Origin of the sequence: Rhizobium ruizarguesonis (assembly GCF_012349115.1) — a bacterium.
GTDB classification, from domain to species: Bacteria; Pseudomonadota; Alphaproteobacteria; order Rhizobiales; family Rhizobiaceae; genus Rhizobium; species Rhizobium ruizarguesonis.
The window spans coordinates 1-25,900 of sequence record NZ_PQIG01000121.1 but is presented as its reverse complement, the minus strand read 5'-3'; the positions used below and the strand labels follow the sequence as shown (position 1 = coordinate 25,900).

At 61.5% G+C, this 25,900-nt stretch carries 20 protein-coding genes; 13 read left to right on the top strand and 7 right to left on the bottom strand.

Features of this window, described 5'->3' with window-relative positions:
* Positions 1-362: AMP-binding enzyme (locus tag C3Y91_RS32530; RefSeq protein WP_425523625.1), on the top strand; the 362-nt coding region annotated here is incomplete at its 5' end.
* A 238-nt stretch (positions 363-600) separates the two neighbouring features.
* Here C3Y91_RS32530 and C3Y91_RS32525 read toward each other — a convergent pair.
* The gene (locus C3Y91_RS32525; protein WP_018071898.1) at positions 601-825 is read right to left on the bottom strand and encodes a DUF1674 domain-containing protein; all 225 of its coding nucleotides are present in this window, start codon (positions 823-825) and stop codon (positions 601-603) included.
* 111 nt (positions 826-936) lie between these two features.
* Here C3Y91_RS32525 and htpX point away from each other — a divergent pair, with 111 nt between their 5' ends.
* From htpX to purH, 4 genes are all read left to right on the top strand, one after another.
* Positions 937-1,899 carry a zinc metalloprotease HtpX gene (htpX, locus tag C3Y91_RS32520; protein ID WP_130763874.1) on the top strand — a complete coding sequence of 321 codons (963 nt, stop codon included), beginning with the start codon at positions 937-939 and terminating at the stop codon, positions 1,897-1,899.
* Positions 1,890-3,278, top strand: a complete 1,389-nt coding sequence (locus C3Y91_RS32515; RefSeq protein WP_130665304.1) for an RsmB/NOP family class I SAM-dependent RNA methyltransferase — start codon at positions 1,890-1,892, stop codon at positions 3,276-3,278. Before htpX ends, C3Y91_RS32515 begins: the two co-directional genes overlap by 10 nt.
* A 216-nt stretch (positions 3,279-3,494) precedes the next feature.
* Positions 3,495-5,168: a heparinase II/III family protein gene (locus tag C3Y91_RS32510; protein WP_018071901.1), complete on the top strand. Its 1,674-nt coding sequence runs from the start codon at positions 3,495-3,497 to the stop codon at positions 5,166-5,168.
* A gap of 206 nt (positions 5,169-5,374) precedes the next feature.
* Positions 5,375-6,991, top strand: a complete 1,617-nt coding sequence (purH, locus tag C3Y91_RS32505) for a bifunctional phosphoribosylaminoimidazolecarboxamide formyltransferase/IMP cyclohydrolase (protein ID WP_075225384.1) — start codon at positions 5,375-5,377, stop codon at positions 6,989-6,991.
* Positions 6,992-7,043: 52 nt separating this feature from the next.
* On the opposite strand, the gene C3Y91_RS32500 is transcribed toward purH, so the two are convergent.
* The 3 genes from C3Y91_RS32500 to C3Y91_RS32490 form a co-directional block, all read right to left on the bottom strand.
* Positions 7,044-8,432 carry an MFS transporter gene (locus C3Y91_RS32500; protein WP_024320548.1) on the bottom strand — a complete coding sequence of 463 codons (1,389 nt, stop codon included), beginning with the start codon at positions 8,430-8,432 and terminating at the stop codon, positions 7,044-7,046.
* A gap of 27 nt (positions 8,433-8,459) precedes the next feature.
* The gene (locus C3Y91_RS32495) at positions 8,460-13,235 is read right to left on the bottom strand and encodes an NAD-glutamate dehydrogenase (protein ID WP_130656660.1); all 4,776 of its coding nucleotides are present in this window, start codon (positions 13,233-13,235) and stop codon (positions 8,460-8,462) included.
* A 61-nt stretch (positions 13,236-13,296) separates the two neighbouring features.
* Positions 13,297-13,539, bottom strand: coding sequence for a hypothetical protein (locus C3Y91_RS32490; RefSeq protein WP_197730610.1), 243 nt, complete (start codon positions 13,537-13,539; stop codon positions 13,297-13,299).
* On the opposite strand from C3Y91_RS32490, the gene pdxY reads away from it, so the two are divergent.
* The 3 genes from pdxY to C3Y91_RS32475 all read left to right on the top strand — a co-directional run bounded on the left by pdxY (position 13,511) and on the right by C3Y91_RS32475 (position 16,815).
* Complete coding sequence (gene pdxY / locus C3Y91_RS32485) at positions 13,511-14,386, top strand: pyridoxal kinase PdxY (RefSeq protein ID WP_130656659.1); 876 nt, start codon at positions 13,511-13,513, stop codon at positions 14,384-14,386. The two genes, C3Y91_RS32490 and pdxY, sit on opposite strands and share 29 nt — an antisense overlap.
* A gap of 71 nt (positions 14,387-14,457) precedes the next feature.
* A complete protein-coding gene (locus tag C3Y91_RS32480; RefSeq protein ID WP_018071906.1) occupies positions 14,458-15,099 on the top strand; it encodes a carbonic anhydrase in 642 nt (213 codons plus the stop codon).
* A gap of 96 nt (positions 15,100-15,195) precedes the next feature.
* The gene (locus C3Y91_RS32475; protein ID WP_024320543.1) at positions 15,196-16,815 is read left to right on the top strand and encodes a GGDEF domain-containing protein; all 1,620 of its coding nucleotides are present in this window, start codon (positions 15,196-15,198) and stop codon (positions 16,813-16,815) included.
* Positions 16,816-16,882: 67 nt separating this feature from the next.
* Here C3Y91_RS32475 and C3Y91_RS32470 read toward each other — a convergent pair whose 3' ends face one another.
* From C3Y91_RS32470 to C3Y91_RS38630, 3 genes are all read right to left on the bottom strand, one after another.
* A complete protein-coding gene (locus C3Y91_RS32470) occupies positions 16,883-17,704 on the bottom strand; it encodes a lytic murein transglycosylase (RefSeq protein WP_130665303.1) in 822 nt (273 codons plus the stop codon).
* A gap of 272 nt (positions 17,705-17,976) precedes the next feature.
* Positions 17,977-19,011 (bottom strand): aspartate-semialdehyde dehydrogenase, encoded by a 1,035-nt coding sequence (locus tag C3Y91_RS32465; RefSeq protein ID WP_017966032.1) that lies wholly within the window; start codon positions 19,009-19,011, stop codon positions 17,977-17,979.
* A 111-nt stretch (positions 19,012-19,122) separates the two neighbouring features.
* Positions 19,123-19,335 (bottom strand): hypothetical protein, encoded by a 213-nt coding sequence (locus C3Y91_RS38630; RefSeq protein WP_018481442.1) that lies wholly within the window; start codon positions 19,333-19,335, stop codon positions 19,123-19,125.
* Between the two features lie 87 nt (positions 19,336-19,422).
* Between C3Y91_RS38630 and C3Y91_RS32455 the strand changes: the two genes are divergently transcribed.
* The 5 genes from C3Y91_RS32455 (at position 19,423) to C3Y91_RS32435 (ending at position 25,789) form a co-directional block, all read left to right on the top strand.
* The gene (locus C3Y91_RS32455) at positions 19,423-21,177 is read left to right on the top strand and encodes an alkaline phosphatase (RefSeq protein WP_168576272.1); all 1,755 of its coding nucleotides are present in this window, start codon (positions 19,423-19,425) and stop codon (positions 21,175-21,177) included.
* Between the two features lie 96 nt (positions 21,178-21,273).
* Positions 21,274-21,735, top strand: a complete 462-nt coding sequence (locus tag C3Y91_RS32450) for a hypothetical protein (protein ID WP_168576271.1) — start codon at positions 21,274-21,276, stop codon at positions 21,733-21,735.
* 6 nt (positions 21,736-21,741) lie between these two features.
* Complete coding sequence (locus C3Y91_RS32445; RefSeq protein ID WP_018071912.1) at positions 21,742-22,434, top strand: ABC transporter ATP-binding protein; 693 nt, start codon at positions 21,742-21,744, stop codon at positions 22,432-22,434.
* A complete protein-coding gene (locus C3Y91_RS32440) occupies positions 22,431-23,657 on the top strand; it encodes an ABC transporter permease (RefSeq protein ID WP_130665302.1) in 1,227 nt (408 codons plus the stop codon). Before C3Y91_RS32445 ends, C3Y91_RS32440 begins: the two co-directional genes overlap by 4 nt.
* Positions 23,658-23,902: 245 nt before the next feature.
* Positions 23,903-25,789 (top strand): MFS transporter, encoded by a 1,887-nt coding sequence (locus C3Y91_RS32435; protein WP_024320536.1) that lies wholly within the window; start codon positions 23,903-23,905, stop codon positions 25,787-25,789.
* Positions 25,790-25,900: the final 111 nt, after the last annotated feature.

Sequence of the window (25,900 nt, the reverse complement as noted above, 5' to 3'; positions counted from 1 at the left end):
TGGAATCCGCTCTCGTCTCGCACAATCTGGTCTCGGAAGCCGCGGTCGTCGGTTATCCGCATCCGATCAAGGGCCAGGGCATTTATTGCTACGTGACGCTGATGGCCGGCCACGAGGGATCAGACGCGCTTCGCCAGGATCTGGTGAAACATGTTCGTGCTGAAATCGGCCCGATTGCTGCGCCTGACAAGATCCAGTTTGCGCCCGGCCTGCCGAAGACACGCTCCGGCAAGATCATGCGCCGCATCCTGCGCAAGATTGCCGAAGATGATTTCGGCGCGCTCGGCGACACCTCGACGCTTGCCGATCCGGCAGTGGTGGACGATCTGATCGCCAACCGGCAGAACAAGGCGACCGCCTGATCGATCGAGCCGCTCCAGCCCGTTCGGGCTTCCGGGGCGGCTCGTTTTGCTTGCGCATTGTTGCTGCGTGGTTTGCGGCCTCCAGCATATCCCGGGGCGACGCCCCGGAGAGAAGATTGCCGGCGAGGTCACGCCCGCCAGAATGCGGCCAAATACCCGTCGCCTAAATTTCGTTAGCCGGATTCTCGGCCACGACGAGGGGAACCAATAGGAATGGGGAACCAATAGGAATACTGACTTAGAAATCGATCGCTCGGCCATTGATTTCGTAATCGCCGAAGCGCGCCGGCTCGGCTCCGCCGCGGCCGCCGATCTCCGGCGGCAACTCCAGCGGTTTCAGTTTCTTTCGCCGCTCTTCGGCTTCAGCAAGGGCGCGTCTGGCAGCCGGGGACAGTATCTTGCGCGGCGGCTCTGTTCCCTCGGCCGTCGGCGTTTCGCTATTGTCGTTATCGGCGTCCTGCATGGCCGTCTCCTGCCGGAAAATATTGAAAATGGCTGGTGAATAACCAAATCATAATGCGCCGGTGCCGGGATTGAAAGCTTGTGACGCCGAAATCGGAGATGGAGATCCGCAATGAACCTCGTTCGCACTGCCATGTTGCTTGCCTTCATGACGGCGCTTTTCATGCTTGTCGGCTTCCTGATCGGTGGTCGGGCCGGCATGATGATCGCGTTCGTCATTGCCGCCGGCATGAATTTCTTCTCCTACTGGAATTCCGACCGCATGGTGCTTTCGGCTTATCGCGCGCAGGAGGTCGACGAGCGCAATGCGCCGGAATTCTTCCGGATCGTGCGCGATCTCGCCCGCAATGCCGGCCTGCCGATGCCGAAGGTCTATCTCTACGACAGCCCGCAGCCGAATGCCTTCGCCACCGGCCGCAATCCCGATAATGCCGCCGTCGCCGCCTCGACCGGCCTGCTCAGCGCCTTGTCTCCCGAGGAAGTCGCAGGCGTGATGGCGCATGAGCTCGCCCACATCCAGAACCGCGACACGCTGACGATGACGATCACGGCAACACTTGCCGGCGCGATCTCGATGCTCGGCAACTTCGCCTTTTTCTTCGGCGGCAACCGTGAAAACAACAACAATCCGCTCGGCTTCGTCGGCGTTATCGTGGCGATGATCGTGGCGCCGCTCGCCGCCATGCTGGTGCAGATGGCGATCAGCCGGACGCGCGAATATTCGGCAGACCGCCGCGGCGCCGAAATCTGCGGTAATCCGCTCTGGCTCGCTTCGGCGCTCGGCAAGATCGCGCGCGGCGCGGCCCACGTGCCGAACGCGGATGCCGAGCGCAACCCGGCGACGGCGCATATGTTCATCATCAATCCGCTCTCCGGCGAGCGCATGGACAATCTGTTTTCCACGCATCCGAACACGGAAAACCGCATCGCCGCGCTGCAGGACATGGCGCAAAGCGGTATGAATGTCTCGACGTCGCCGGCTCGTGCTGCTAATCCGTCGCGCAAATCGCGCTCTGTTCCGGATACGGGTCTTGGTCGCGGTGGTTCGCAACCGCCAAAAGGTCCGTGGTCTTGAATTCAGACGGCACGAAGAAGCCATTCCGCAAGCATACGCCCTCCACTGAGCGCTCTGCGCCTGATAAGCCTGGCCTGCAGGCCCGCGCTGCGGCGGCAAAAATTCTTGCTGCCGTCGTTGACCGCAAGCTGCCGCTCGACGGCGCTCTCGATCATGAACACGGCAATCCGGCCTATAGGGCGCTCGGCGAAAGCGACCGGGCGCTCGTCCGTGCCATCCTGAACACGACGCTGCGCCATTTGCCGCGTATCGATGCCGCGATTGCCGGGCTGCTGGATTCGCCGCTGCCGGAGGGCGCAAGGGCGCTGCATCACGTGCTGGCAATCGGGGCGGCGCAGATCCTCTATCTCGACGTGCCGGATCATTCGGCTGTCGATCTCGCCGTCGAGCAGGCCAATCAGGATCCGCGCAATCGCCGTTTCGCCAAGCTGGTCAATGCCATCCTCCGCCGGCTCGGCCGCGAGAAGGAGCAGGTGCTTGATGAGATCGGCAAGGTCGCGCCGATGCCGGCCTGGTTCATCGCCAGGCTGGAAAAGGCCTATGGCCGGGACGCGGCGCTGGCGATTTCGGAATCCCAGCTCGAACCGGCTGCAATCGATCTGACCGTCAAGTCCGACCCCGAAGGCTGGGCGAAGCGGTTGAACGGCGTCGTCCTGCCCACCGGCGGCGTGCGGCTCGCCGCTTTCGACGGCGGCATCCCTTCGGTCGAAGGCTTCGACGAGGGCACGTGGTGGGTCCAGGATGCGGCCGCAAGCATCCCGGCGAAGCTTTTCGGCGATCTCTCGGGCAAACGCACCGCCGATCTCTGTGCTGCGCCCGGCGGCAAGACGGCGCAGCTCATCCTTGCCGGCGGCGCAGTCACTGCACTCGACCAGTCGGAAAATCGGCTGAGACGGCTGCGCTCGAATCTCGACCGGCTCGGCCTCGAGGCGGAGACGATTGCGGCAGATCTGACGACATTCGAGCCGGCGGAGCGTTTCGATGCGATTCTGCTCGATGCCCCTTGCTCTTCTACCGGCACGACACGCCGGCACCCTGACGTGTTGTGGACCAAGGGGCCCGAGGATATCGCCAGGCTGGCGGCGCTGCAGGAACGGCTGCTGCGGCATGCGCTGACATTGCTGAAGCCGGGCGGCACGCTGGTTTTTTCGAATTGTTCGCTCGATCCTGTCGAGGGTGAGGAAGTCGTCGCCCGTGTTCTTTCCGATACGGATGCGATCGAGCGCGTTCCGATCGGCGCCGGGGACTGGCCCGGCCTTGAGGCAGCGATCACGCCGCTCGGCGAATTCCGCACGCTTCCCACCATGCTGAAAATGCCTGAAGGCATTGCCTCCGGCCTCGACGGCTTCTATGCGGCTGTGCTGCGGCGCGTGGCCTGATTGCAAGGCTTGAGCGCTCGCGGTGAGCCTGCACTAAACGAGGTGTTTCATAGCCTCGTTTCACGCATGCCGCTCTCCAAAACCGCCCGCATGATTTCAGGTGAAACGCGTTAATGTGCGTATATTCGAACCTTGTCACGAATTAATTCATTGCGGACGATGAAATCGGCCACTTTTCACCTATTCTTAACCACGAGGGTCAATAGACAATAGAATATGCAGTCCGGTCGGCGTTTTGCGAGCATGTATGTTCGGGAGGCTTGGCGGCGCGCCTTGCGCCGCGTCGCGTTGCTGCGCCTGAAGCTCTTTCGTCATTCGATCAAGGTGCCCGAGCGTCTGATCGTCGCGCCGACCGATCTCCGCAGCATCGATCCGCATGTGGCTGACGAGATTCTCAACGGACGGTTTCTCCTGGCCGGGCGCATGCTGGAAACCAACGAGAAGTCGCCCTTCACCTTCACCCTGCCCTCGCGCCCCTTCGCGATCCGTCTTCATAGCTTCGGCTGGCTGCGGCATATGCGGGCGAACAAGACGGAGCGGAGTTCGGCTGCCGCCCGCGCGATCGTCGACAGCTGGCTTTCCATCCATGCCGGTCGCATGGAGGGGATTGCCTGGGAGACCGACGTCACCGCCCAACGCGTTATCGCCTGGCTGTCGCATTCGCCGGTGGTGCTGCAGAATGCCGACCGCGGCTTCTATCGCCGCTTCATGAAGTCGCTGGCGTTCCAGGTGAGGTTCCTGCACCGCATGGCGCCGTTTACTCTCGGCGGCCTGGAGCTGTTTCGGCTGCGCATCGCCCTCGCCATGGCCTCCGTCGCCATGCCGGCGCGCGCCTCTACACTGAGAAGGGCGGCACAAGCGCTCGACCGCGAATTCGATAGCCAGATTCTGTCGGATGGCGGCCATGTGTCGCGCAATCCGCGCGTCGGGCTGGAATTGCTGCTCGATCTGCTGCCGCTCAGGCAGACCTATGTCAATCTCGGTCATGACCTGCCGCAGAAGCTGATCTCCGGCATAGACCGCATCTATCCGGCATTGCGGTTTTTTCGCCATCAGGATGGGGACTTGGCGCTCTTCAACGGGGCGACCTCGACGCTCGCAAACGAGCTGATGTCCGTGCTGCGATATGACGAGACAGCCGGTCAGCCTTTCAAGGCTTTACCGCATTCGCGTTATCAGCGGCTTTCCGGGGGCAAGACGGTGATCATTGCAGATACCGGCACGCCGCCTTCGGGAGGCGCGCTTCGGACCGCGCATGCGGGCAGCCTCTCCTTCGAGATGTCGTCCGGCCGCCATCGCTTCATCGTCAATTCCGGTTCGCCGAAATTTGCCGGGCACCGCTATGTCCAGATGGCGCGCACAACGGCGGCACATTCGACCGTCATCCTCAACGACACCTCGTCCAGCCGTTTTTCGCCCTCACCCTTCCTTAGTCACGCGATTACCGAACCGGTGAGGACAATCACCGTCGAGCGTGCCGAAACCGAGGACGGACGCGACGGCATCAAGCTCAGCCATGACGGTTATCTCAGGGTGTTCGGGGTGCTGCACGAGCGTGAGTTGACACTCAATGCCGCAGGCTCGATCGTGACAGGCCGCGACCGGCTCGTCGTCCGCGAAGGATATGAGCATGACGAGCCTCTGAAGGCTGTCGCCCGTTTTCATATCCATCCCTCAATCGTCCTGCATCAGAGTGACGGAGAGTCCGTGCTGCTGACGGCGCCGGACGGCGAAAGCTGGTTGTTTTCGGCGCCCGGCAATGAAGTGCTGATCGCCGAGGACATTTTCTTTGCCGACAGCTCCGGCATCTGCGGTTCGGACCAGATCGAAATCGACTTCGATCTTGCCGAGAAGACAGAAATCCGCTGGTTCCTATCTCGTAAAAGCTAGCGGCGGATGATTTTAGGCCGAGTGGCCGAAGATTGGGATCGCATCCACATCAAAGAAGTAAGGTATGATGCTATCCAAAAATGGCTCGTGCTTTTCGACATCTGCTCTGACGCCTGTTTGCCTGGCGGCAAAGCTGTGCTAACGCGGCGCCAGCATGCGAACATCCCTTGCGGATGTCCTCCCGAAGCCCGAACGGAGAAGGTTTCATGGCCGTCATTTCCAAGAAGATCCCCGCCCCCGACAAGGTCGAAATCAAGACCGCGCTCATCTCCGTCTTCGACAAGACCGGGATCGTCGAACTCGCCCACGCCTTGTCTGCCAGAGGTGTGCGCCTGCTCTCGACCGGTGGTACCTATAAAGCGATCACTGCTGCCGGTCTTGCCGTCACCGATGTCTCCGAAATCACCGGTTTTCCCGAGATCATGGACGGGCGCGTCAAGACGTTGCACCCAATGGTGCATGGCGGCCTGCTGGCGATCCGTGACGACGGCGAACACCAGGATGCGATGAAAACACACGGCATCGAGGGCATCGACCTCGCCGTCATCAACCTCTACCCCTTCGAGGAGGTGCGCGCCGCCGGCGGCGACTATCCGACGACCGTCGAGAATATCGACATCGGCGGTCCGGCGATGATCCGCGCATCGGCCAAGAACCATGCCTATGTGACGACCCTGACCGATCCGGCCGATTATGCCGAGCTGCTGGAACAGCTTTCCGCAGATGACGGCAAGACCGCCTATGCCTTCCGCCAGCGTATGGCCGCCAAGGCCTATGCCCGCACCGCCGCCTATGATGCAATGATCTCCAACTGGTTCGCTGAGGCGCTGTCGATCGACACGCCCCGCCACCGGGTCATCGGCGGCGCGCTGAAGGAAGAGATGCGCTACGGCGAAAACCCGCATCAGAAGGCCGCCTTCTATGTGACCGGCGAGAAGCGCCCGGGTGTTTCGACGGCCGCTCTTCTCCAGGGCAAGCAGCTCTCCTACAACAATATCAACGATACGGATGCGGCCTACGAACTCGTCGCCGAGTTCCTGCCTGAGAAGGCGCCGGCCTGCGCGATCATCAAGCACGCCAATCCCTGCGGCGTCGCCACCGGATCGAGCCTAGTCGAGGCCTATCGGCGGGCGCTCGCCTGCGATTCCGTTTCCGCCTTCGGCGGCATCATCGCGCTCAACCAGACGCTGGATGCCGAAACGGCCGAAGAGATCGTCAAGCTCTTCACCGAAGTGATCATCGCGCCGGATGTCACGGAGGAGGCGAAGGTGATCGTCGCCCGCAAACCGAACCTGCGACTGTTGTCTGCCCGTGGCCTGCCCGATCCGCGTGTCGCGGGCCTGACGGCAAAGACCGTTTCCGGGGGCCTGCTCGTCCAGAGCCGCGACAACGGCATGGTCGAGGATCTGGAACTCAAAGTCGTCACCAAGCGCGCACCGACGGCGCAGGAACTTGATGACATGAAGTTCGCCTTCAAGGTCGGCAAACATGTGAAGTCGAACGCCGTGGTCTATGCCAAGGACGGCCAGACGGCCGGCATCGGCGCCGGCCAGATGAGCCGCGTCGATTCCGCCCGCATCGCCGCGCTGAAGGCCGAAGAGGCCGCCAAGGCGCTTGGCCTCGCAGTGCCGATGACACACGGGTCGGCGGTCGCCTCCGAAGCGTTCCTGCCTTTTGCCGACGGTCTTCTGTCGATGATCGCCGCAGGGGCGACGGCGGTAATTCAGCCGGGCGGTTCGATGCGCGACCAGGAGGTCATCGATGCCGCCAATGAACACGGCGTTGCGATGGTCTTCACCGGCATGCGTCATTTCCGGCACTGAATGAGGATTGGGCGCGGTCACGCGCTCATCTCCGGCTTGATCGGGCTCGTTCCTATGCCCGATCGGCCGGATAGGGCGTGCGGATCAGGAGCACCAGTCCGCCGGCGAGAAACAGGATCAGCGTTGCCATTCCGAGCCGCGGTGATCCGCTCATATAGGTCACCAGCGAGAAGAGCAGCGTCGCCATGAAACTGGTGGCGCGGCCCGAAAGCGCGTAGATGCCGAAGTAGCGGCCGGCTTCCTCCGGACTGACGCTGCGGGCGAGATAGGAGCGCGACGAGGCCTGCACCGGCCCGAAGGCGAGCCCGATCAGCAGACCATAAAGGATATAGGCCTTTTCCGCTGCCGTGCCGAAAAGGCCGCCGGAATCGGCCGTCGGCAGCGGCATCAGTCCGAACAGGGTGTAACCCGGTCCTGTCGAGATGATGCCGATGGTGGCGAGAAGCAGCATGGTGAGGCTGATGACGACGGTCACCTTCGAACCGACGCTCTTGTCGACGCGGCCGGCGATCAGGCAGCCGAAGATCGCGACAACATTCAGGATGATGCCGTAGATGCCGATTTCGATCGTCGCCCAGCCGAACATGCCGGCCGCGAAGATACCGCCAAGGATCAGCAGGCCGTTGACGCCGTCTTGATAGATCATCCGGGCGATGAGGAATGTCAGGATGCCGCGACGCTCTCTGAGTTCGCCAAGCGTGTTTCTGAGTTCCCGCAAGCCGGAGCGGACGGCGGTACCGAAGGGAAGACCCCTGCCGACATCCGGCGTGAAGAAGAACATCGGCAGGATGAAGATCAGATACCAGACGGCCGAGATCGGCCCGGTGATGCGTGCATCCTGGCCGGTCTGAGGATCGAGGCCGAATAGGGGATCGAGGCCGAGGATGGTCTTGCCGCTCTCCGGGCTCGCCGCCAAAAGCGTCACGACGGCAATGAGCACGATGATGCCGCCGAGGTAACCGAGCCCCCAGGCGGTGTTGGAGAGCTTGCCGACCTCGTGCTTGCCGACCAGGCGCGGCATCATCGAATCATTGAAGACGATCGAAAACTCGGCCGAGATCGAGGCGAGGATCATGAAAATGACGGGATAGACAACAGGTGAACCGGGGGCGGCAAACCATAGGCAGGAGAGGCTGGCGATCTTGATGATCGCGAAGAAGCCGATCCAGGGTTTGCGTGCGCCGGACTGGTCGGCGATCGAGCCGAGAACGGGTGAGAGCAGGGCGATAATCACCGAGGAGATCGTCGCCATGTTGCTCCACGTCGTCTGCGCGGAAACCGGGTCATCGGTCAGGCGGGAAACGAAATAGGGCCCGAAGATAAAGGTTGTGACGACGGTAAAGAAGGGCTGTGCTGCCCAGTCGAAGAACATCCACCCCCAGATGCCCTTCTCCGTGGCCTTCGGCGGTTGCGTTCCTGTCCAGTCAATGCGATTCAACATCCGCTCCTTGTTTTGACGCGGACTGTCTCACCTCGCCCGGTCGCGCGCAAGATCGGTCAGGATACCTGCAGCAACGGTAATACGCGCGAGATTGGGATCGCCGCCGTCGCTGAGGCTTGAAAGCTCCTCGAGGATGCGGTTGATGCGGATGCGATCCTGCGCATGCCAGGCTTGAACGGGAAGCTTTTCCTTGCCGTGATCGGAAAGGGCCGAGATGACGATGTCGCGCCTTGCGCTGGCGATTTGGTCGATGCTGCGGGCAAGCGCCAGATTCTCGTAATGGTCTGAGGTGAGGATCCGCCCGCCCGCCGCCAGCAGCCTGCCGATACGGAAGGTTTGCGACACAGCGATGTAGTTCTCGGCGGCGCGCACCAGGGGTTCGCCGGTGCGTTCGGCGATCTGCATGATCTCCGGCACCAGTGCGAAGATCGGGAGGCTGGCGATCTCGGCCGCGAGTTTTTCGGGCAGGCCCGCCTGGCTGTACTCCGCCTGACGCACGGCGACCTCGCCGGCCAACTGTCCGGCGAAGGCGGTTTTCAGCCTCCTCAGGGCCGCCTGCAGCCGGCTAATCACTTCCGCCATATCGACCTTGGTCATGCCCGTCTTCAGCAGCAGGCGCGTCAGTACGACAAAGCTGTGGCTGATCTCCTCGTAGATGCGGTTCTGCATCTGGCCTGATATCTTGCCGTCCAGGGCGTCCGTTTCGGCCCAAAGGCGGGTCAGATCGAAACCGTCGCGGGCAACGATTGCGGCGCGCACCACTTCCGGTGCCGAAGCTGCCGTCGCGTCCATCATGGCGACGGTGAAGCTTGGCCCGCCACGGTTGATCGCTTCGTTGGCAAGCACGGTCGCGACGATTTCGCGCTTCAGGCGGTGGTTGGCGATATCGCCGGCATTCGACTTCTGCATCTTCACGGGGAAATAATTCAAAAGCGTTGCGATGAAATAGGGATCGTCAGGCAGGTCGCTTGCGGCCAGCGCATCGAAGAGCACGATCTTGGCATAAGACACCAGCACGCCGATTTCCGGCCGCGTCAGCGGCTTGCCGGCCGCATAGCGTTCGGCGAGGGTCTGGTCGTCCGGCAGCGTCTCGACCTTGCGGTTCAGCTGGCCGGCGCCCTCAAGCACGCTCATGAAGCGTCCAAGCTGCAGACCGTTTGCCGTGCCCTTGCGTTCCGTCAGGGAGATCGCCAGCGACTGCAGGTAGTTGTTGCGCAGCACCAGGGTCGCTACCTCGCCGGTCATCGATGAAAGAAGCTGGTCGCGTTTTGCGCGCGTCAGGTGTCCGTCATGCATGGCGGCTGCCAGCGCGATCTTGATATTGACCTCGACGTCCGAGGTGTTGACGCCGGCTGAGTTGTCGATGGCGTCGGAATTGCAGCGCCCGCCCTTCAGTCCGTAGGCGATGCGGCCTTTCTGGGTAACGCCGAGGTTTGCGCCCTCGCCGATCACCTTGGCGCGCACCTCCACCGCGGTGATGCGGATCGGGTCATTGGCGCGGTCGCCGACTTCGGTGTCGGTTTCGGACGGGGCTTTCACATAGGTGCCGATGCCGCCGAACCAGAGCAGGTCGACCGGGCTCTTCAGGATCGCCATCATGATCTCGAAGGGCGTGGCCACGGCCTTGTCGATACCGATCGCGGCAACCGCTTCCGGCGTCAGCGTGACCGATTTCGCTGCGCGGGAAATGATCATCGCACCTTTCGACAGCACGCTCTTGTCGAAATCCTGCCAGCTTGAACGCGGCAGGTCGAAAAGCCGTTGGCGTTCGGCCAGCGTCTTTTCCATATCGGGGTCGGGATCGATGATGATGTCGCGGTGATCGAAGGCGGCAATGAGCCGGATCTTGGGAGAGAGCAGCATGCCGTTGCCGAAGACGTCGCCCGACATGTCGCCGACGCCGGCAACGGTGAAGGGCGTGGTCTGGATATCGATGTCCATTTCACGGAAATGGCGTTTCACGGTTTCCCAGGCGCCGCGGGCAGTGATGCCCATCTTTTTATGGTCGTAACCGGCCGAGCCGCCGGAGGCAAAGGCGTCGTCCAGCCAGAAGCCGGCTTCCTGCGCCAGTGCATTGGCGGTGTCGGAGAAGGTCGCGGTGCCCTTGTCGGCGGCGACGACGAAATAGGGGTCGTCGCCATCGAGCCTGACCGTATCTTTCGGCGGCACGATATCGGCGCCGGATATATTGTCGGTGATCGAAAGCAGCGTGCGGATATAGGTCTTGTAAGCCTCGCGGCCGGCATTGAAGATCTCGTCGCGGCTGCCGCCGACGGGAAGCTTCTTTGGATAGAAACCGCCCTTGGCGCCGACCGGCACGATCACCGCGTTCTTGACCTGCTGGGCCTTGACGAGGCCGAGCACTTCGGTGCGGTAATCCTCGGCGCGATCCGACCAGCGCAGGCCGCCGCGCGCCACCTTGCCGAAGCGCAGGTGCACGCCCTCCACCTCGACGCCATAGACGAACATCTCGCGGAAGGGTTTCGGCTGCGGCAATCCGTCCACCAGATGCGGATCGAGCTTGAAGGCCAGCATCGGCTTCGGCGAGCCATCCGGGTTCTTCTGGAAATAATTGGTGCGTAGCGTCGCATCGACGATATTGACGTAGCGGCGCAGGATACGGTCGTCGTCGAGGCTCGGCACGTCGGCAAGCTCGGCTTCGATCGCCCGGTGCAGTTCGGCAAGCTTCTTGACGCGAGCCTTTTCCGAAAGCCTGGTGTCGAGCGTGTCATGGAAGAGACGAAAGATAGCAGCGGCGACACCAGGATATTTGTCGAGGGTCGTCGCGATATAATCCTGCGAATAGGCGATGCCGGCTTGACGGAGATAACGCGCATAGGCGCGCAGAACGTTCGTCTCGCGCGCGGAGAGCCCGGCTGAAAGGATCAGCCGGTTGAAGCTGTCATTGTCGATCGTGCCGGCGAAGGCGGCGACGAAGGCTTCCTCGAGGGCGGCGCCGTAACGCTGCAGATCGATTTCGTCGCCGTTGCGGGCCTCGAGTTCCATGTCGTGCAGCACGACGAGTTTGGTTTCTCCATCAGCGGCAGGCACCCCGATGTCGAAGGTGCGTTCGCTGACGACATTGAAGCCGAGATTCTCGAGAAGCGGCACCCGGCGCGACAGCGCCAGCTGGCCGCCGGCGTGAAAGATTTTCAAGGAAAGGGTGCGGCCCTGTTCTTCCTGACGATGGTAGAACTGGATGCGAAGCGGCTCGCCGGCGGCGCAGGCGCCGATATCGGCGAGGTCGGCCACGGTTTCCTCCGGAGTGAAGGAATCCTGGAAGGCTTGGTCGACCGATATCTTCGGCGCCTTGGCCCCGGCCAGCGCCTCGAAACGGTCGTCCCAGCGGGCGGTGATCTCGCGGATCACCTGCTCGAGTTTTGCCTGCGGAATGCGTGGCGTCTTGCCGCCCGAGCGGCCGATGATGAAATGCACGCGCGCCACGCCCCCCTCCGGGAAAGCCGGGTAATAAGCGGAGACACGGCCGTCATAGACAGTCTTCAGATAGGTGCCGATCCGTTCGCGTACGATCGAGTCATATTCCTCGCGCGGCACGTAGATGATTACCGAGACGAAGCGGTCGAAATGGTCGATGCGCGGCAGGACGCGCACGCGCGGCCGATCGGCCAGGTCGTTGATCTGTTCGGCAAAACTTGCAAGCAGCGTCGTGTCGATCTGGAAAAGGTCGTCGCGCGGATAGGATTCCAGCGTGTTGTCGAGCATGCGGCCGGAATGGCTCATCGGGTCGAAGCCGAAATGCTCCTTCACCTTCTCGATCTTGGAACGCAGCAGCGGGATTTCGGAGGCAAGCGACGTATAGGCGGTCGAGGTGAAAAGGCCGACGATGCGCAGCTCGCCGGTGACGTTGCCCTCAGCGTCGAAGCGCTTGACGCCGACATAATCCATATAGGCGCGGCGATGGACGATCGATTTCACATTCGCCTTGGTGACGATCAGGAAGTCGGGGCCGTCGAGGAAGGCAAGGATCTCAGGCGTTGTCGTGACGGCGTCCTTGCCGGTGCGCAGCACCAGAACATCGGGATTGGAAAGGATGCCGAGACCAGCACCCTTGTCGCGTTCGACCTTGGCATCGATCCCCTTGCCGGAATAGACATATTCCCGCATGCCGAGGAAAGTGAAATTCTCATCGCGCAGCCAGGTCAGGAAAGCGACGGCTTCGTCGCGATCGGCCTTCTTCCGGCTGGTGCCATTGGCCGCAAGCTCGGCGATCACTCCGTCGATCTTGGAAAGCATCGGCTTCCAGTCGGACACCGAGAGGCGGACCTGTTCGAGCACTTTTTCGATGCGTTTGACGAGATCGGCCGCCTGGGCGGAATTGAGCGGCGCAACATGAAGCTGGATATGGCTGACGCGGTTGGCCGGATCGCTTGGGTGATCGGCAGAATAAAGCGCCGGCGCCTTGCCCTTTTCCATGACCAGGATGGGATGCACGGCCATGAACAGGTCGCGATAGGTGCTCGTCACTTCGCCCATGACCGATTCAAAAAGAAAAGGCATGTTCTGGTCGGTGACTGAAAGCACCGAGACCGCGATGCCACCAGGCGTCACATCGGCAATGGTGTCGATGCCTACGCGGGGCGCCTTGCCGTTCCAGGCGTCGAGTTCCTTTGCCGAATGCACGGCGGAGAGTGCCAGCATTTCCGGTGTATAGAGTTCGAGATCGTCATTGCTTGCCCGGCCGAAGAGAATTTCCGGATCGAGATGCGTCTCACCCGTCGCCTTGGCGATCTTGCGCGCGCTTTCGATCTGCTTTTCCCGTTTCGGATTGTTTCTGGCAGCCATGGATCGCCTCCCTCAATGTCTGATTTTTCGCAAGCTAGCAGAAGATTCTTCGAAAAAATCCCTAAAAGAGAGGTCCGAAGGATTGTTTTGACGCTTTTTGGCGCTGGAAATGAGAAATTGTAAGAGATTTTCCGCTTTCGTCGCCAAATGAAAGAGAAAGTCCCGTCTTCCGGTTTTTCGTTGCGGCGAACATTTCCACGCTCGCATGAAGAATGGTTGACAGCGTGGCGTCAAAAAGATCATCAAACGCGGTCATCATTCGGATCTTGGATATCATGTCGGAAAATGCAGCGGGCGCAGTCATCGTCATCTCCAGCCATGTGGTGCGCGGCTCGGTCGGAAACCGGGCAGCCGTCTTTGCATTGGAGACGCTCGGTCATCCGGTCTGGGCCCTGCCGACCATCGTGCTGCCCTGGCATCCCGGCCACGGCCGCTCGACGCGACTGACTTTTGCGGAAACGGATTTCGACGCGGCGATCGACGACCTGATCCGCGCGCCCTGGATCGGTGAAGTCAAGGCGGTACTTTCGGGCTATTTCGGCAATGCCGCCCAGGCGCGCTCCGTCGCCCGGCTGATCGGTGCGCTCAGGCAAAACAATCCCGAGCTGCTCTATGTCTGCGATCCTGTCATGGGTGATCTCGGCGGCCTTTATGTGCCGGAAGCGACCGCAGAGGCCATTCGCGATCATCTCATTCCGCTCGCCTCGCTCGCGACGCCGAACCGGTACGAGCTCGCATGGCTTTCGGGGGCAGCCCTCGACGACAACAGCACGATCATGGAGGCGGCGCTCGCGCTCGGACCATCGCGCATGCTCGTCACTTCAGCCGTGCCAATGATGGCGGGCGGTACCGGCAATCTTTATCTTTCCGGTCGCCACGCGCTTCTTGCCGAGCACCGCGTCGTCGAAAACCCGCCGAATGGTCTTGGCGACCTGCTCGCCGCCGTCTTCTTGTCGCGCCTGCTTTCCGGGCTTGAGGACGAAAAGGCGCTGCAGCTTGCCACCGCCAGCGTCTTCGAGGTGCTTGCGCGTGCCGTCAAGCGCGGCAGCAACGAGTTGATGCTGGCAAGCGATGCTTCCAGCCTTTCGACGCCGATGGCCATGGTGCAGATGCGCCGGCTCGTGCACCCGGTGCAGCGACGGAAAAAGTGACGCATCTGCCAATATGTTCATTTTGCGGTGCAGCAGTTGATCTTGTCGTCCGCGCGCGCTAATCGAGAAGCATGCAGCGTTTTCCAAACCCTCTTCTGGACGGCTATCGCAACTTCATGAACGGGCGTTATGCCGACGCCCGCGACAGGTATCGGCAGCTCGCCGAAAACGGTCAGAATCCCCATACGCTTGTCATTGCCTGTTCGGATTCTCGCGCGGCACCGGAGCTGATTTTCGATGCCGGTCCGGGCGAGCTCTTCGTCATCCGCAACGTCGCCAACATGGTGCCGCCCTACGAGCCGGATGGCCATTTTCATTCGACCTCGGCCGCACTCGAATTTGCCGTGCAGGTGCTGAAGGTCTCGGATATCGTCGTGATGGGCCATGGCCGCTGCGGCGGCATCCGCTCAGCGCTCGATCCGAATGCCGAGCCATTGTCGCCCGGTGACTTCATCGGCCGCTGGATGTCGCTGGTCAAACCTGCCGCCGAGCAGATCCAGAGCAACGACGTGATGACGACCGCCGAGCGGCAGACGGCGCTTGAGCGTGTCTCCATCCGCAATTCAATCAACAATCTCAGAAGCTTCCCGGACATCAAGGCTCTCGAGGAAGCGGGAAGCCTTCATCTCCACGGCGCCTGGTTCGACATTTCGACCGGTGAACTCTGGGTCATGGACGCCGAGACACGCGACTTCATTCGTCCCGAAATCTAGGGACATGCCGGTTTATCACTTTTTTAAGGATTGTTGCTAAGCTCGCCGTCAATTGGTCGCGCACGACCGACGTTTTGATCACCGTGGCGATTGGCGATGAAGTTCGAAACCATCAAAAAGGTTATTCTGGCCGCCATTCTGCTGCCCTTCGTCTTCATGCTCATTGAAGGCGTCGTCGTCATTCGGGCTTCGGTCACTCAATACAGGGATCTCGAAAAGGACCGGCAGTTTGCCGATGTGCTCGCCCGTGGCGGGTCGATCGCCGCCACAGAGATCCTGAGTGAAATTGGTGCCACCCGCCTCTATCTCGCGCGTCCCAACAGCAGGACTGCCGCCGACATGCAGCAAAGCCGGGTGACACTCGATCACGAACGCCGCGCTTTTTATGCCAGCCTGCCCTCCCGCGATGCGCTCGACGAGGGCCTCGTCGGCGAATTATCAATTCTCAGCCTTGCCTACAGTCGCATCGTTGCCGCGCGCAGCGCCGTCGACCAGGGGCGTTATACCGGCAGCGATCCGGGTTCCATCTACTGGTATGCGGCTCTCAAGCAGCTTGCTGTCGTCGATGCGCTTTCACCGCTGATCAGCGATCCGGTGCTGCTTGAGAAATCCAACCAGCTAATGGGCATCCTGCTGACCTACTACGGCGAAAGGCTGATCACCGGGATCGGCACCCGTTATCTCAACCAAGGCGTTTCCGCCAGATTGCCGGTGGAGCTCTTCATGCAGGGCAAGGTCATGCTCGGCGAGGGCATGGATCACATGGTCTTCCATTCCTCCGCGCCGATCGTGCGCACCATTGTTGCTTATCTTGGCCGCAGCAGCCAAGTGAAGGCGAATGCGATCACCGATGCCATCCTCGCCGGATCACGGCCGACACGCGCGGTGCATGACGCCTGGGCCGCCGCGCAGAGCGAGCGCATGACCTTCCTGCAGCAGAAGATGATCGAGGCTGCAAAGGACATTCACGAGACCGGCGAAAACCTGTCGACGCGCTCGCACATACACCTGACGCGGATCCTGGCGTTGTGTGCCGGCCTGCTGATTCTCGCCACATTGGTGCTGCTGCTGGCGGCAAAAGGCCTGCGCCTGATCGACCGGCTGACCCAGGATCGGGAGACGCTGGTGGGCGAGTTGCGCAGCGCCGCCCAGACCGATCTTCTGACCGGCCTTTACAACAGGCGCGGCTTCGAGGTCGCCGCATCCGCACTTCTGACACAGGCCGAGCACGGATCACGCTGGATTTCCGTCGTGCTGTTCGACCTCGATCATTTCAAGAAGATCAACGACGTTCACGGGCATGACGCCGGCGACGCCGTGCTCCGGCAGGTCGCGGGCGTTGCGCGCCAGAATTTTCGTTCCTTCGATCTGCTGGTGCGCCACGGCGGCGAGGAGTTCCTGGCGCTTCTGCCGGATTCGACGCCTGATGATGCTGCAATCGTTGCCGAGCGTGTGCGGCTGGCGATCGAGGCGGCGGAAATCCCCCTGCCGAGCGGCGATGTTCTTAAGGTGACGGCGAGTTTCGGATGCGCCGGACGGGCAAATGAAGCCTCCAACCGGAACTTTGAGGATCTGGTCAAACGCGCCGACCTGGCGCTTTACGCCGCCAAGGCCTCCGGCCGCAATTGCGTCGTCTCGGGACCAACCCTGCCGGCCCCAGTGCAGGAAGAACGACGCAAGGCGGCGTCCGGTGGCGGCGTTGATTCCCGCATATGAAAAACGCCGCATATCGCAGCGGCGTTTCGGGTATTGGTGTCGATGAAGGCTTATCCGCCGTAAAGACCTATCTGCCGTCGATCTGCTGACCGATATAGGCGATCGCCTGCTGGTAGACGCTGGCGGCGTTCCAGCCCTGGATGGCGACGAAATTCGGCTCTCCAGGCTGGTAGCCGGCGCCGGCGCGCCAGCCATGGCCCTTGAGGAAATTCGCTGTCGAGGCCAGCGCATCGGCGCGGGAACCGACCATGTCGACGCGGCCGTCACCGTCGCCGTCGGCGCCGAAGCGCACGACGTTGCGCGGCAGAAACTGCGTCTGGCCGATTTCACCATGTGCAGCACCCTTGGCCTGAGGGTTCAGATAACCTTCGGAGACGAGTTGGAGCGCGGCATAGAGCTGGTCGGTGAAATACTCCGAACGACGGCAGTCATAGGCAAGGGTCGAAACAGCCGACAGCGTATGTTGGTTGCCCATATAGCTGCCAAAACCGGTCTCCATGCCCCAGATCGCAATCAGCGGGCCGGCCGGAACGCCGAAACGGCGCTCGATGGAGGCAAAAAGCGCCTGATTGGCGGCCTTCATGCTGCGGCCGCGGGAGATGACGGTGGCCCCGCCGCGCTTCTGCATGAAGGCGTCGAAGGACAGTTTGAAGCTCTTCTGGCCGCGGTCGGCGGCGATCGTCGGTTTGTTGTAATTGACGTTGGCGAAGGCACGGTCGAGGACCGAGCGGCTGACGCCGTTCGCCGCCGCTTCCTGCTTGAAGTCGGCGACCCATGCACTGAAACCACTGCTATTATTGCCGCATTGGGCGCCCTGGGCCGCTGCCGGTAGCGCGTGGAAAACGCCGGCTACCGTAAACGCGGCCAGAAGGAATGTTGTCATGCGCATGAGAAACCCCGCTCCGGTCTGCTGAAGCGCGCCACGGCCGATCGAAACCATGCGACGCGCCTTAAGTCTTCGTTCTGTTCATGTCTGTGCCAAAACCGCTTCACGGTTTCGGGCGCCATACCTTGGCTTGACGCCGGGCAGAATGCCAGCCGAAGGCGATCTTGTCACGATCACCTTTTAGTAAGCGCTTATGGATAGAGAGCGCCTACGGCTCGGCAAAAAGCCCTGCCTTCATCAGCAGGGCTTTAGCATATTATGGTTTACAAATGGTATCAGGCGGCCTGTTTGCGCGGCTTGACAAGGCCGCGATTGACGAGCAGCTCGGCGATCTGGATGGCGTTCAACGCAGCACCCTTGCGCAGGTTGTCGGAAACCACCCAGATGTTCAGGCCATTTTCGACTGTCGCATCCTCGCGGATGCGCGAGATGTAGGTCGCATCCTCGCCGGCGGATTCATATGGCGTGATGTAGCCGCCGTCCTCGCGCTTGTCGATGACGAGGCAGCCCGGTGCGTCGCGCAGGATGTCGCGGGCCTGGTCGGCGGTGATCTCGTTTTCGAATTCGATGTTGACCGATTCCGAATGACCGATGAAAACAGGCACGCGCACCGCCGTGCAGGTCACCTTGATCTTCGGGTCGAGCATCTTCTTCGTCTCGGCCAGCACCTTCCACTCTTCCTTGGTGTAGCCGTCCTCCATGAAGACGTCGATGTGCGGGATGACGTTGAAGGCGATACGCTTGGTGAATTTCTTGTTCTCGATCGGATCGGCGACGAAGACGGCGCGCGTCTGATTGAAGAGCTCGTCCATGCCGTCCTTGCCGGCGCCGGAGACCGACTGGTAGGTCGAGATGACGACACGCTTGATCTTGGCGAAGTCATGCAGCGGCTTCAGCGCCACCACCAGCTGGGCGGTCGAGCAGTTCGGATTGGCGATGATGTTGCGCTTGGTGAACTGGCTGATGGCATCCGGGTTCACCTCAGGCACGATCAGCGGCACGTCGGCGTCGTAGCGCCAAGCCGAGGAATTGTCGATGACAATGCAGCCCTGCTGGCCGATCTTCGGGGAGAACTTCTTGGAAATCTCGCCGCCGGCCGACATCAGGCAGATGTCGGTATCGGAGAAATCGTAATTCTCCAGATTGGAGACCTTCAGCGTCCGGTCACCGAAGGAAACCTCGGTACCCTGCGAACGTGAGGAGGCGAGTGCCACGACCTCATCGGCGGGGAAGCCACGCTCTGAGAGGATGTTGAGCATCTCCCGGCCAACATTTCCGGTCGCTCCCGCAACTGCTACTTTGAAACCCATTTTTCAAGCTCTCTTTCTCTTCTCTCCTCTTGTCCGGTGAGGGGAAAGGCGCGACTAATCGCGTCTTCCTGTCCCCAGCCGAGCCGGGGAGAGAGCGGCAGGCCAGAGACGTCAGACGGTTTTCGTCGTCGTTTTGGCCTTGGTTTTGGCAGAAACCGGAACGGCAATATCCACCCCGGCAACCCGTGCCCGGTCATTGCATTCGGCAATGGCGTGTTCGTCGCGAACCATGGAGATTCCTTTTCCGTTGTTGCTCTTAGAAGGTTTTCCACAGGAGTCAAGGTTTTTGCGAGCAGAGCCGGCAGGCGAAAGCGGCGGCCGCAATGCTGCGACGTTTTGTCATGCCGCTGTCATCCTCGGGCGGTATCCCGGCCGGGTTGTTAATGTCTGCAACGAAAACGGGGGTTTTCCATGCGTACGCTTCTCGCCGCCTTTGCGGCCACCACCATCCTTGCGGGCGCCGCTCAGGCGACGACGGTCTATCCGCTTGATCGCGCGACGATTCTTGCCGGTTCGCCGTTCGATTTCAAGGTCGAGCTCAACAAGCAGGTCAAGCCCGAAGACGTGAAGATCACCGTCAATGGCCAGGACTACAAGACCGTCCTCGGTGGCGAGGCGCAGTTCGTCGAACTGGAAAAAGGCAAGGATGACAAGGCTCTCGGCTCCGCTATCTTGCTGCGTGGCCTGAAGATTTCCGCTCCGGGCGACTACAAGATCGAAGTTGCGGCCGGAGACGAAACGAAGTCCGTCACTTGGAACGTTTATGAAACAGCCGCCCAGCCGAAGGCAAAGAACATCATCTTCCTGCTGGGTGACGGGCTTTCCGTTGCGCATCGCACCGCTGCCCGCATCATGTCCAAGGGCATGACTGAAGGTAAGGCGAATGGCCGCCTGAATATGGACGATCTCGAGCGTATGGCTTTTATCGGCACGTCGGCGACGAATGCCGTCGATACGGACTCGGCCAACACCATGTCGGCCTACATGACGGGCCACAAGACAGCCGTCAATGCGATCGGCGTTTACGCGGACCGTACGCCGGCCTCCCTCGATGACCCACGGGTTGAAACCTTCGCAGAAGCCGTTCGCCGCCTGACCAAGAAGTCGATCGGCATCGTTGCAACGGCCGAGGTCGAAGATGCTACGCCGGCGGCGGTCGTTTCCCACACCCGCAACCGCAACGACAAGGCCGACGTCGTCGGCATGCTGCTCGACGTCAAGCCGGAAGTCCTCCTTGGCGGCGGCTCGGCCTATTTCCTCGGCAAGGAAGTCGCCGGTTCCAAGCGCAAGGACAACCAGGACTACATCAAGCTGTTCCAGGATGCCGGCTACAAGCTTGCGACCGACAAGAAAGAGCTCGCAGCCAATGCATCGGCTGAAGGCAATCTCCTCGGTCTCTTCCACACCGGCAATATGGACGTCACGCTTGATCGCGAGTTCCTGAAGAAGGGCACCGTCGACAAGTTCCCGAACCAGCCCGGCCTCGTCGCCATGACCAATGTTGCGCTCGACCGCCTTTCCAAGAATCCTGATGGCTTCTTCCTGATGGTCGAAGGTTCCTCGATCGACAAAATGTCCCATCCGCTCGATTGGGATCGTGCCGTCATCGAAACCATCGAATTCGACCAGGCCATCGGCATTGCCCGCGAATTCCAGAAGGCCCATCCGGACACGCTGATCGTCGTCACCGGCGACCACACGCATGGCGTATCCATCATCGGTACCGTCGATGATGAAAAGCCCGGCACGGAAATGCGCGAAAAGGTCGGGACCTATGCCGAAGCCGGCTTCCCGAACTACAAGGACGAAAACGGCGACGGCTATCCCGATAAGATCGACGTCAGCCGCCGACTGTTCCTGAGCGCCAATAACGGCCCCGATCACTACGAGACCTTCCGTCCGAAGCTCGATGGTCCGTTCGTTCCGGCTGTCCAGAACGAAAAGAAGGAATATGTCGCCAACGAGCAGTATAAGGATGTTCCCGGCGCGGTCTTTGTTCAGGGCAATATTCCGAAGAGCGGCGATAGTGGCGTCCACGCAGTCGATGACGTCGTCCTGCAGTCGGCAGGTCCGGGCGCCGAAGGTTTCCATGGTTACATGGAACAGAGCGACGTCTATCGCGTGCTCGCCGACACCTTCGCTCTCGGTGCCAAGCAGACGAACTGATCTGCCGATCCGGCCAGGTCGCTTGCCGGCCTAGCCTCTTTCATCGATCATGGTCCCGGCCGTTCAGCGGCCGGGATTTGCTTCTTGGAGGTCGCCATGGAAACACTTTCTTCTTTGCATTTCGGCCGCCGCCGGCTAATCGGCGCCGCCATTATGTTTCCCTTCACCGCTCCCCTCGTTCGCGCTGCCGATTCTTCGCTTGCGTTCGGCGAACTCTACGGCAAGTTCGGCGTGCTCGGCCTTGAATTCTCCGACAAGGTGAAGCGCGTTGCCGGTCAGGAAATCAGTATGAAGGGCTTCATGGCGCCGCCATTGAAGGCCGAGGCTCAGTTCTTCGTGCTGACCGAGGTGCCGATGTCGCTCTGCCCTTTCTGCTCCTCGGATGCGGACTGGCCTGATAATATCGTCGTCGTCTATCTCTTGGAGAAACAGACCTTCGTACAGTCACGCCAGGCGATCGAAGTGCGCGGCACGCTGGAATACGGTTCGTGGACGGATCCGGACACAGGCTTCGTCAGCCTGCTGCGGATCCGCCAGGCCGAATATTTCGCCGTTTGAACCGATATGCTCGCTCTCGATATCGAAAACCTGACCGTTGCCTTCCCGGGCCTGTCCTCGCCGGCACTGGCGATCGGCCGCCTGTCGATCGATGCAGGCAGCAGGGTCGCCATCACAGGGGCGTCCGGCTCCGGCAAGAGCACCTTCGTCAATATCGTTGCCGGGCTGGAGCGGACACGGCAAGGCCGCATCTGCTGGAACGGTGAGGATATCGCGAGTTTTTCAGAAAGCCGGCGTGACCGGTTCCGTGCCGCCAATATCGGCCTGGTCATGCAGGAGTTCCATCTTTTCCCCGGCCTGTCGGCGCTGGAGAACGTACTCCTGCCGGCGCGGCTTGCCGGCGCTGCCACAGCTGATGTCATCGAGCGGGGTCATGCGCTTTTGAGGACGGTCGGTCTTTCCCGCCCCGGCCAGAAAATCGAGACCATGTCACGCGGCGAGATGCAGCGCGTGGCGATCGGCCGGGCGCTGCTGCGCAAGCCCGGCGTCATCATCGCCGACGAGCCGACTGCAAGCCTCGATGCCGAAAGCGGCGAGGCGGTCGGCGATCTCATCCTCGACCTTGCCATTGCCGAAGGCAGCACGCTGATCGTCGTTTCACACGACCAGCGCTTGGCCAGCCGCCTCGACCGGCGCATCACCTTCGGCTCCGGCCGGATCAGCAAAGATTCCGCGACGACGGCGGGAGAGGCTGCATGATCCGCTTCATCCTTTCCGATCTCCGTCGCCTCTGGGCGGGGTCGCTGGTGGTCGTGCTGCTGGTGGCGCTTGCGACCGCGCTTGGCGTTTCTGTCGTCCTGCAGGAGCGGGCGCTTCGTCTCGGCAGCGCACGCGCTGCCGACAAGTTCGATCTTGTGATCGGCGCCGGCGGCAGCGAGACGCAGCTCGTGCTGTCCTCTGTCTTCCTGCAGCCCTCGCCGCTGCCGCTAATGCCGGGCGAGGTGCTGGGTAAGCTTGCCGCAGATCCGCGGGTCGATTGGGCGGCCCCGATCGGCTTCGGCGATTCCTTCTCCGGCTATCCGATCATCGGTACAACGACCATGCTGGCGCAGAACCTGTCCGGCGGCTTGGCCGAAGGCAAGATTTTTGCGCACGAGGGCGAGGCGGTGATCGGCGCCGCTGTCAGGCTGCCGCTCGGTGGCGAGATCAAGCCGATGCATGGGTCGCTGGAAGAGGGCGGCGAGACCCATACCCAGCTCGTCTATCATATCGCCGGCCGTTTGCGGCCGACCGGCACCGCCTGGGACCGGGCCATTCTCGTTCCCATCCAAGCCGTCTGGCACATCCATGGCATGGAGGCGGAGGAACATGCGGAGGACGGTGAGCACGAGCATCACGGGAAAGCCGATCCGGATGCCGCGCTTGGTGAGACCTGGACTGTGGGTGCTCCCGGCCTTCCCGCCATTCTCGTCAAGCCGAAGACGATCGCCGATGCCTACAAGCTGCGACAGGACTATCGCAGCGGCAATACCGTCGCCGTCTTTCCCGGCGAGGTGCTGACCAATCTCTACGCCACGCTCGGTGACGCTAAGCAGATCCTCGTCGCGGTCGCCTCCGGCGCGCAAGCTCTCGTCGCAGCCTCGCTGGTGCTGGTCACGGTCATCCATATCGGCCAGCGCCGCCGCCAGATTGGCGCGCTGAGAGCCTTCGGCGCCCCACGCGGCGCGATTTTCGGCATCGTCTGGCTGGAATTCTTCTTCCTGGTGGCGGTTGGCATCGCACTTGGATTCGCACTCGGTTATGCCGCGGCCCTCATCTTGTCCGGTATGTTCTCGCAAACGAGTGGGGTCGCCATGCCGGTCGGCTTTGCCCGTGAAGACGCCGGGCTTGCGGCAGTGCTGCTTGCCGTTGCCACAATTCTCGCTGCGCTGCCGGCAGTGCTCGCCTATCGGCAATCGCCGGCGCAGGCGCTGAGAGCATAAAGGGTCCACGTCGCAAACCGCAGTGAAACCTGCTCCAAACCTCCGGCAGCTCAATCGGCACGGGCGGCGGGCAACCTGATGTGCGTGACAAAGCGTGGCGCCATTAGACTAAAGTCATAATCCCAAAGCATCTCTCTTTTTGATCTGTCGTTTCTGGCACACTCTCGTCAGGCGTGTCGCGGCCAGGGGTATGCTTTGAGGAGAGTAGGTCGCGCGCGTGATCATCACTCTGTGGAGGACAGACAATGGCAAATGTCGCAAGCATCGACGGCGCGAAGGCCGGTCCGATGACCGGCGAGGAGAAGAAGGTCATCTTCGCCTCTTCGCTCGGCACCGTTTTCGAATGGTACGATTTCTATCTTTATGGTTCGCTCGCCACCTATATCGGCGCGACCTATTTCACCCAATATCCCGAGGCAACGCGCAACATCTTCACGTTGCTCGCCTTTGCCGCCGGCTTCCTGGTGCGCCCCTTCGGCGCGCTGGTGTTTGGCCGTCTCGGCGATCTCGTCGGCCGTAAATACACCTTCCTGATGACGATCATGATCATGGGTCTGTCGACCTTCCTCGTCGGCGTCCTGCCGGGTGCCGCCACGATCGGCATCGCGGCCCCGATCATCCTGATTGGGCTGCGCCTGCTCCAGGGTCTGGCGCTGGGCGGTGAATATGGCGGTGCGGCAACCTACGTCGCCGAACATGCGCCGAACGGGCGCCGCGGCTACTTCACCTCATGGATTCAGACGACGGCGACGCTCGGCCTGTTCCTGTCGCTGATCGTCATCGTCCTGGTTCAATATCTGATGGGTGCGGCTCAGTTCGCCGCCTGGGGCTGGCGCATTCCGTTCCTGGTCTCGGTCGTCCTGCTCGGCATTTCCGTCTGGATCCGCCTGAAGATGAACGAATCGCCGGCGTTTCAGCGCATGAAGGCGGAAGGCAAAGGCTCCAAGGCGCCGCTGACCGAAGCCTTCGGGACATGGAAAAATGCCAAGATCGCGATCATCGCGCTTCTCGGCGCCACCATGGGCCAGGCGGTCGTCTGGTACGGCGGCCAGTTCTATGCGTTGTTCTTCCTGCAGAACGTGCTGAAGGTGGATCTGTTCTCGGCCAATGTCATGGTCGCCATCGCACTCCTCCTCGGCACGCCGTTCTTCGTCATCTTCGGCGGTCTCTCCGACAAGATTGGCCGCAAGCCGATCATCATGGCAGGCCTTCTCATTGCGGCGGTGACCTACAATCCGCTGTTCAAGGCGATGACCTGGACGGCGAACCCGGCGCTTGCCGAAGCGCAGGCTTCGATCCGGGCAACGGTGACGGCTGATCCGGCCGATTGCAGGTTCCAGTTCAACCCGACCGGCACGGCCAAGTTCACCAGCTCCTGCGACGTGGCAACGGCGTTCCTGACGAGGAACTCAGTGCCTTATGACGTCGTGCCCGGGACCGCCGGACAGCCGGCAACGGTGAAGGTCGGAAACGCGACGATCCCAAGCTTCGACGTCGTCGCTGCCGGCGACAAGGCCAAGGGCATGACCGCCGCCTTCGAAAAGGGCGTCAACATCGCGCTCCACGATGCCGGTTACCCGCTGAACCGCGGCGCCGTCAAGGTGCCGGATGCCAAGCTCGATGCCTTCATCGCAGCCAATCCGGAACTGTCGCTCAATGCCGATGCCGTGCGTGCCGGCGAGAAGGAAACCGTACCGGCGGCGAAGCTCGTCGAGACCAAGCTGCTGACGGCGGATGAGGCCAATGGCGTCACCGACATGGCGGTCTATAACATCGCCAATGGCGGCACCTTCGCCATGGTCGCCGATCCGGCCCGCGTCAACTGGATCGGCACGATCGCCGTGCTGTTCGTCCTCGTCCTCTATGTGACGATGGTCTACGGCCCGATCGCCGCTCTGTTGGTCGAGCTCTTCCCGACCCGCATCCGTTATACCGGCATGTCGCTGCCCTATCACATCGGCAATGGCTGGTTCGGTGGCCTGCTGCCGGCGACGGCCTTCGCGATGAGCGCTGCCGCAGGCGATATCTACTACGGTCTCTGGTACCCGATCGTCTTTGCGTCAATCACGCTGGTTATCGGCCTGATCTTCCTGCCGGAAACGAAGAACAGGGATATCCACGCAATGGATTGAGAGGCGGATTGAGGCCAATCCGCGCTTGAGAAAAAGGCCCGGCGCTCACAAGGCGCCGGGCTTTCCATATTACAGCGCCGCGCGTCTTTTCAGACGCGCAAAGGACGCTGT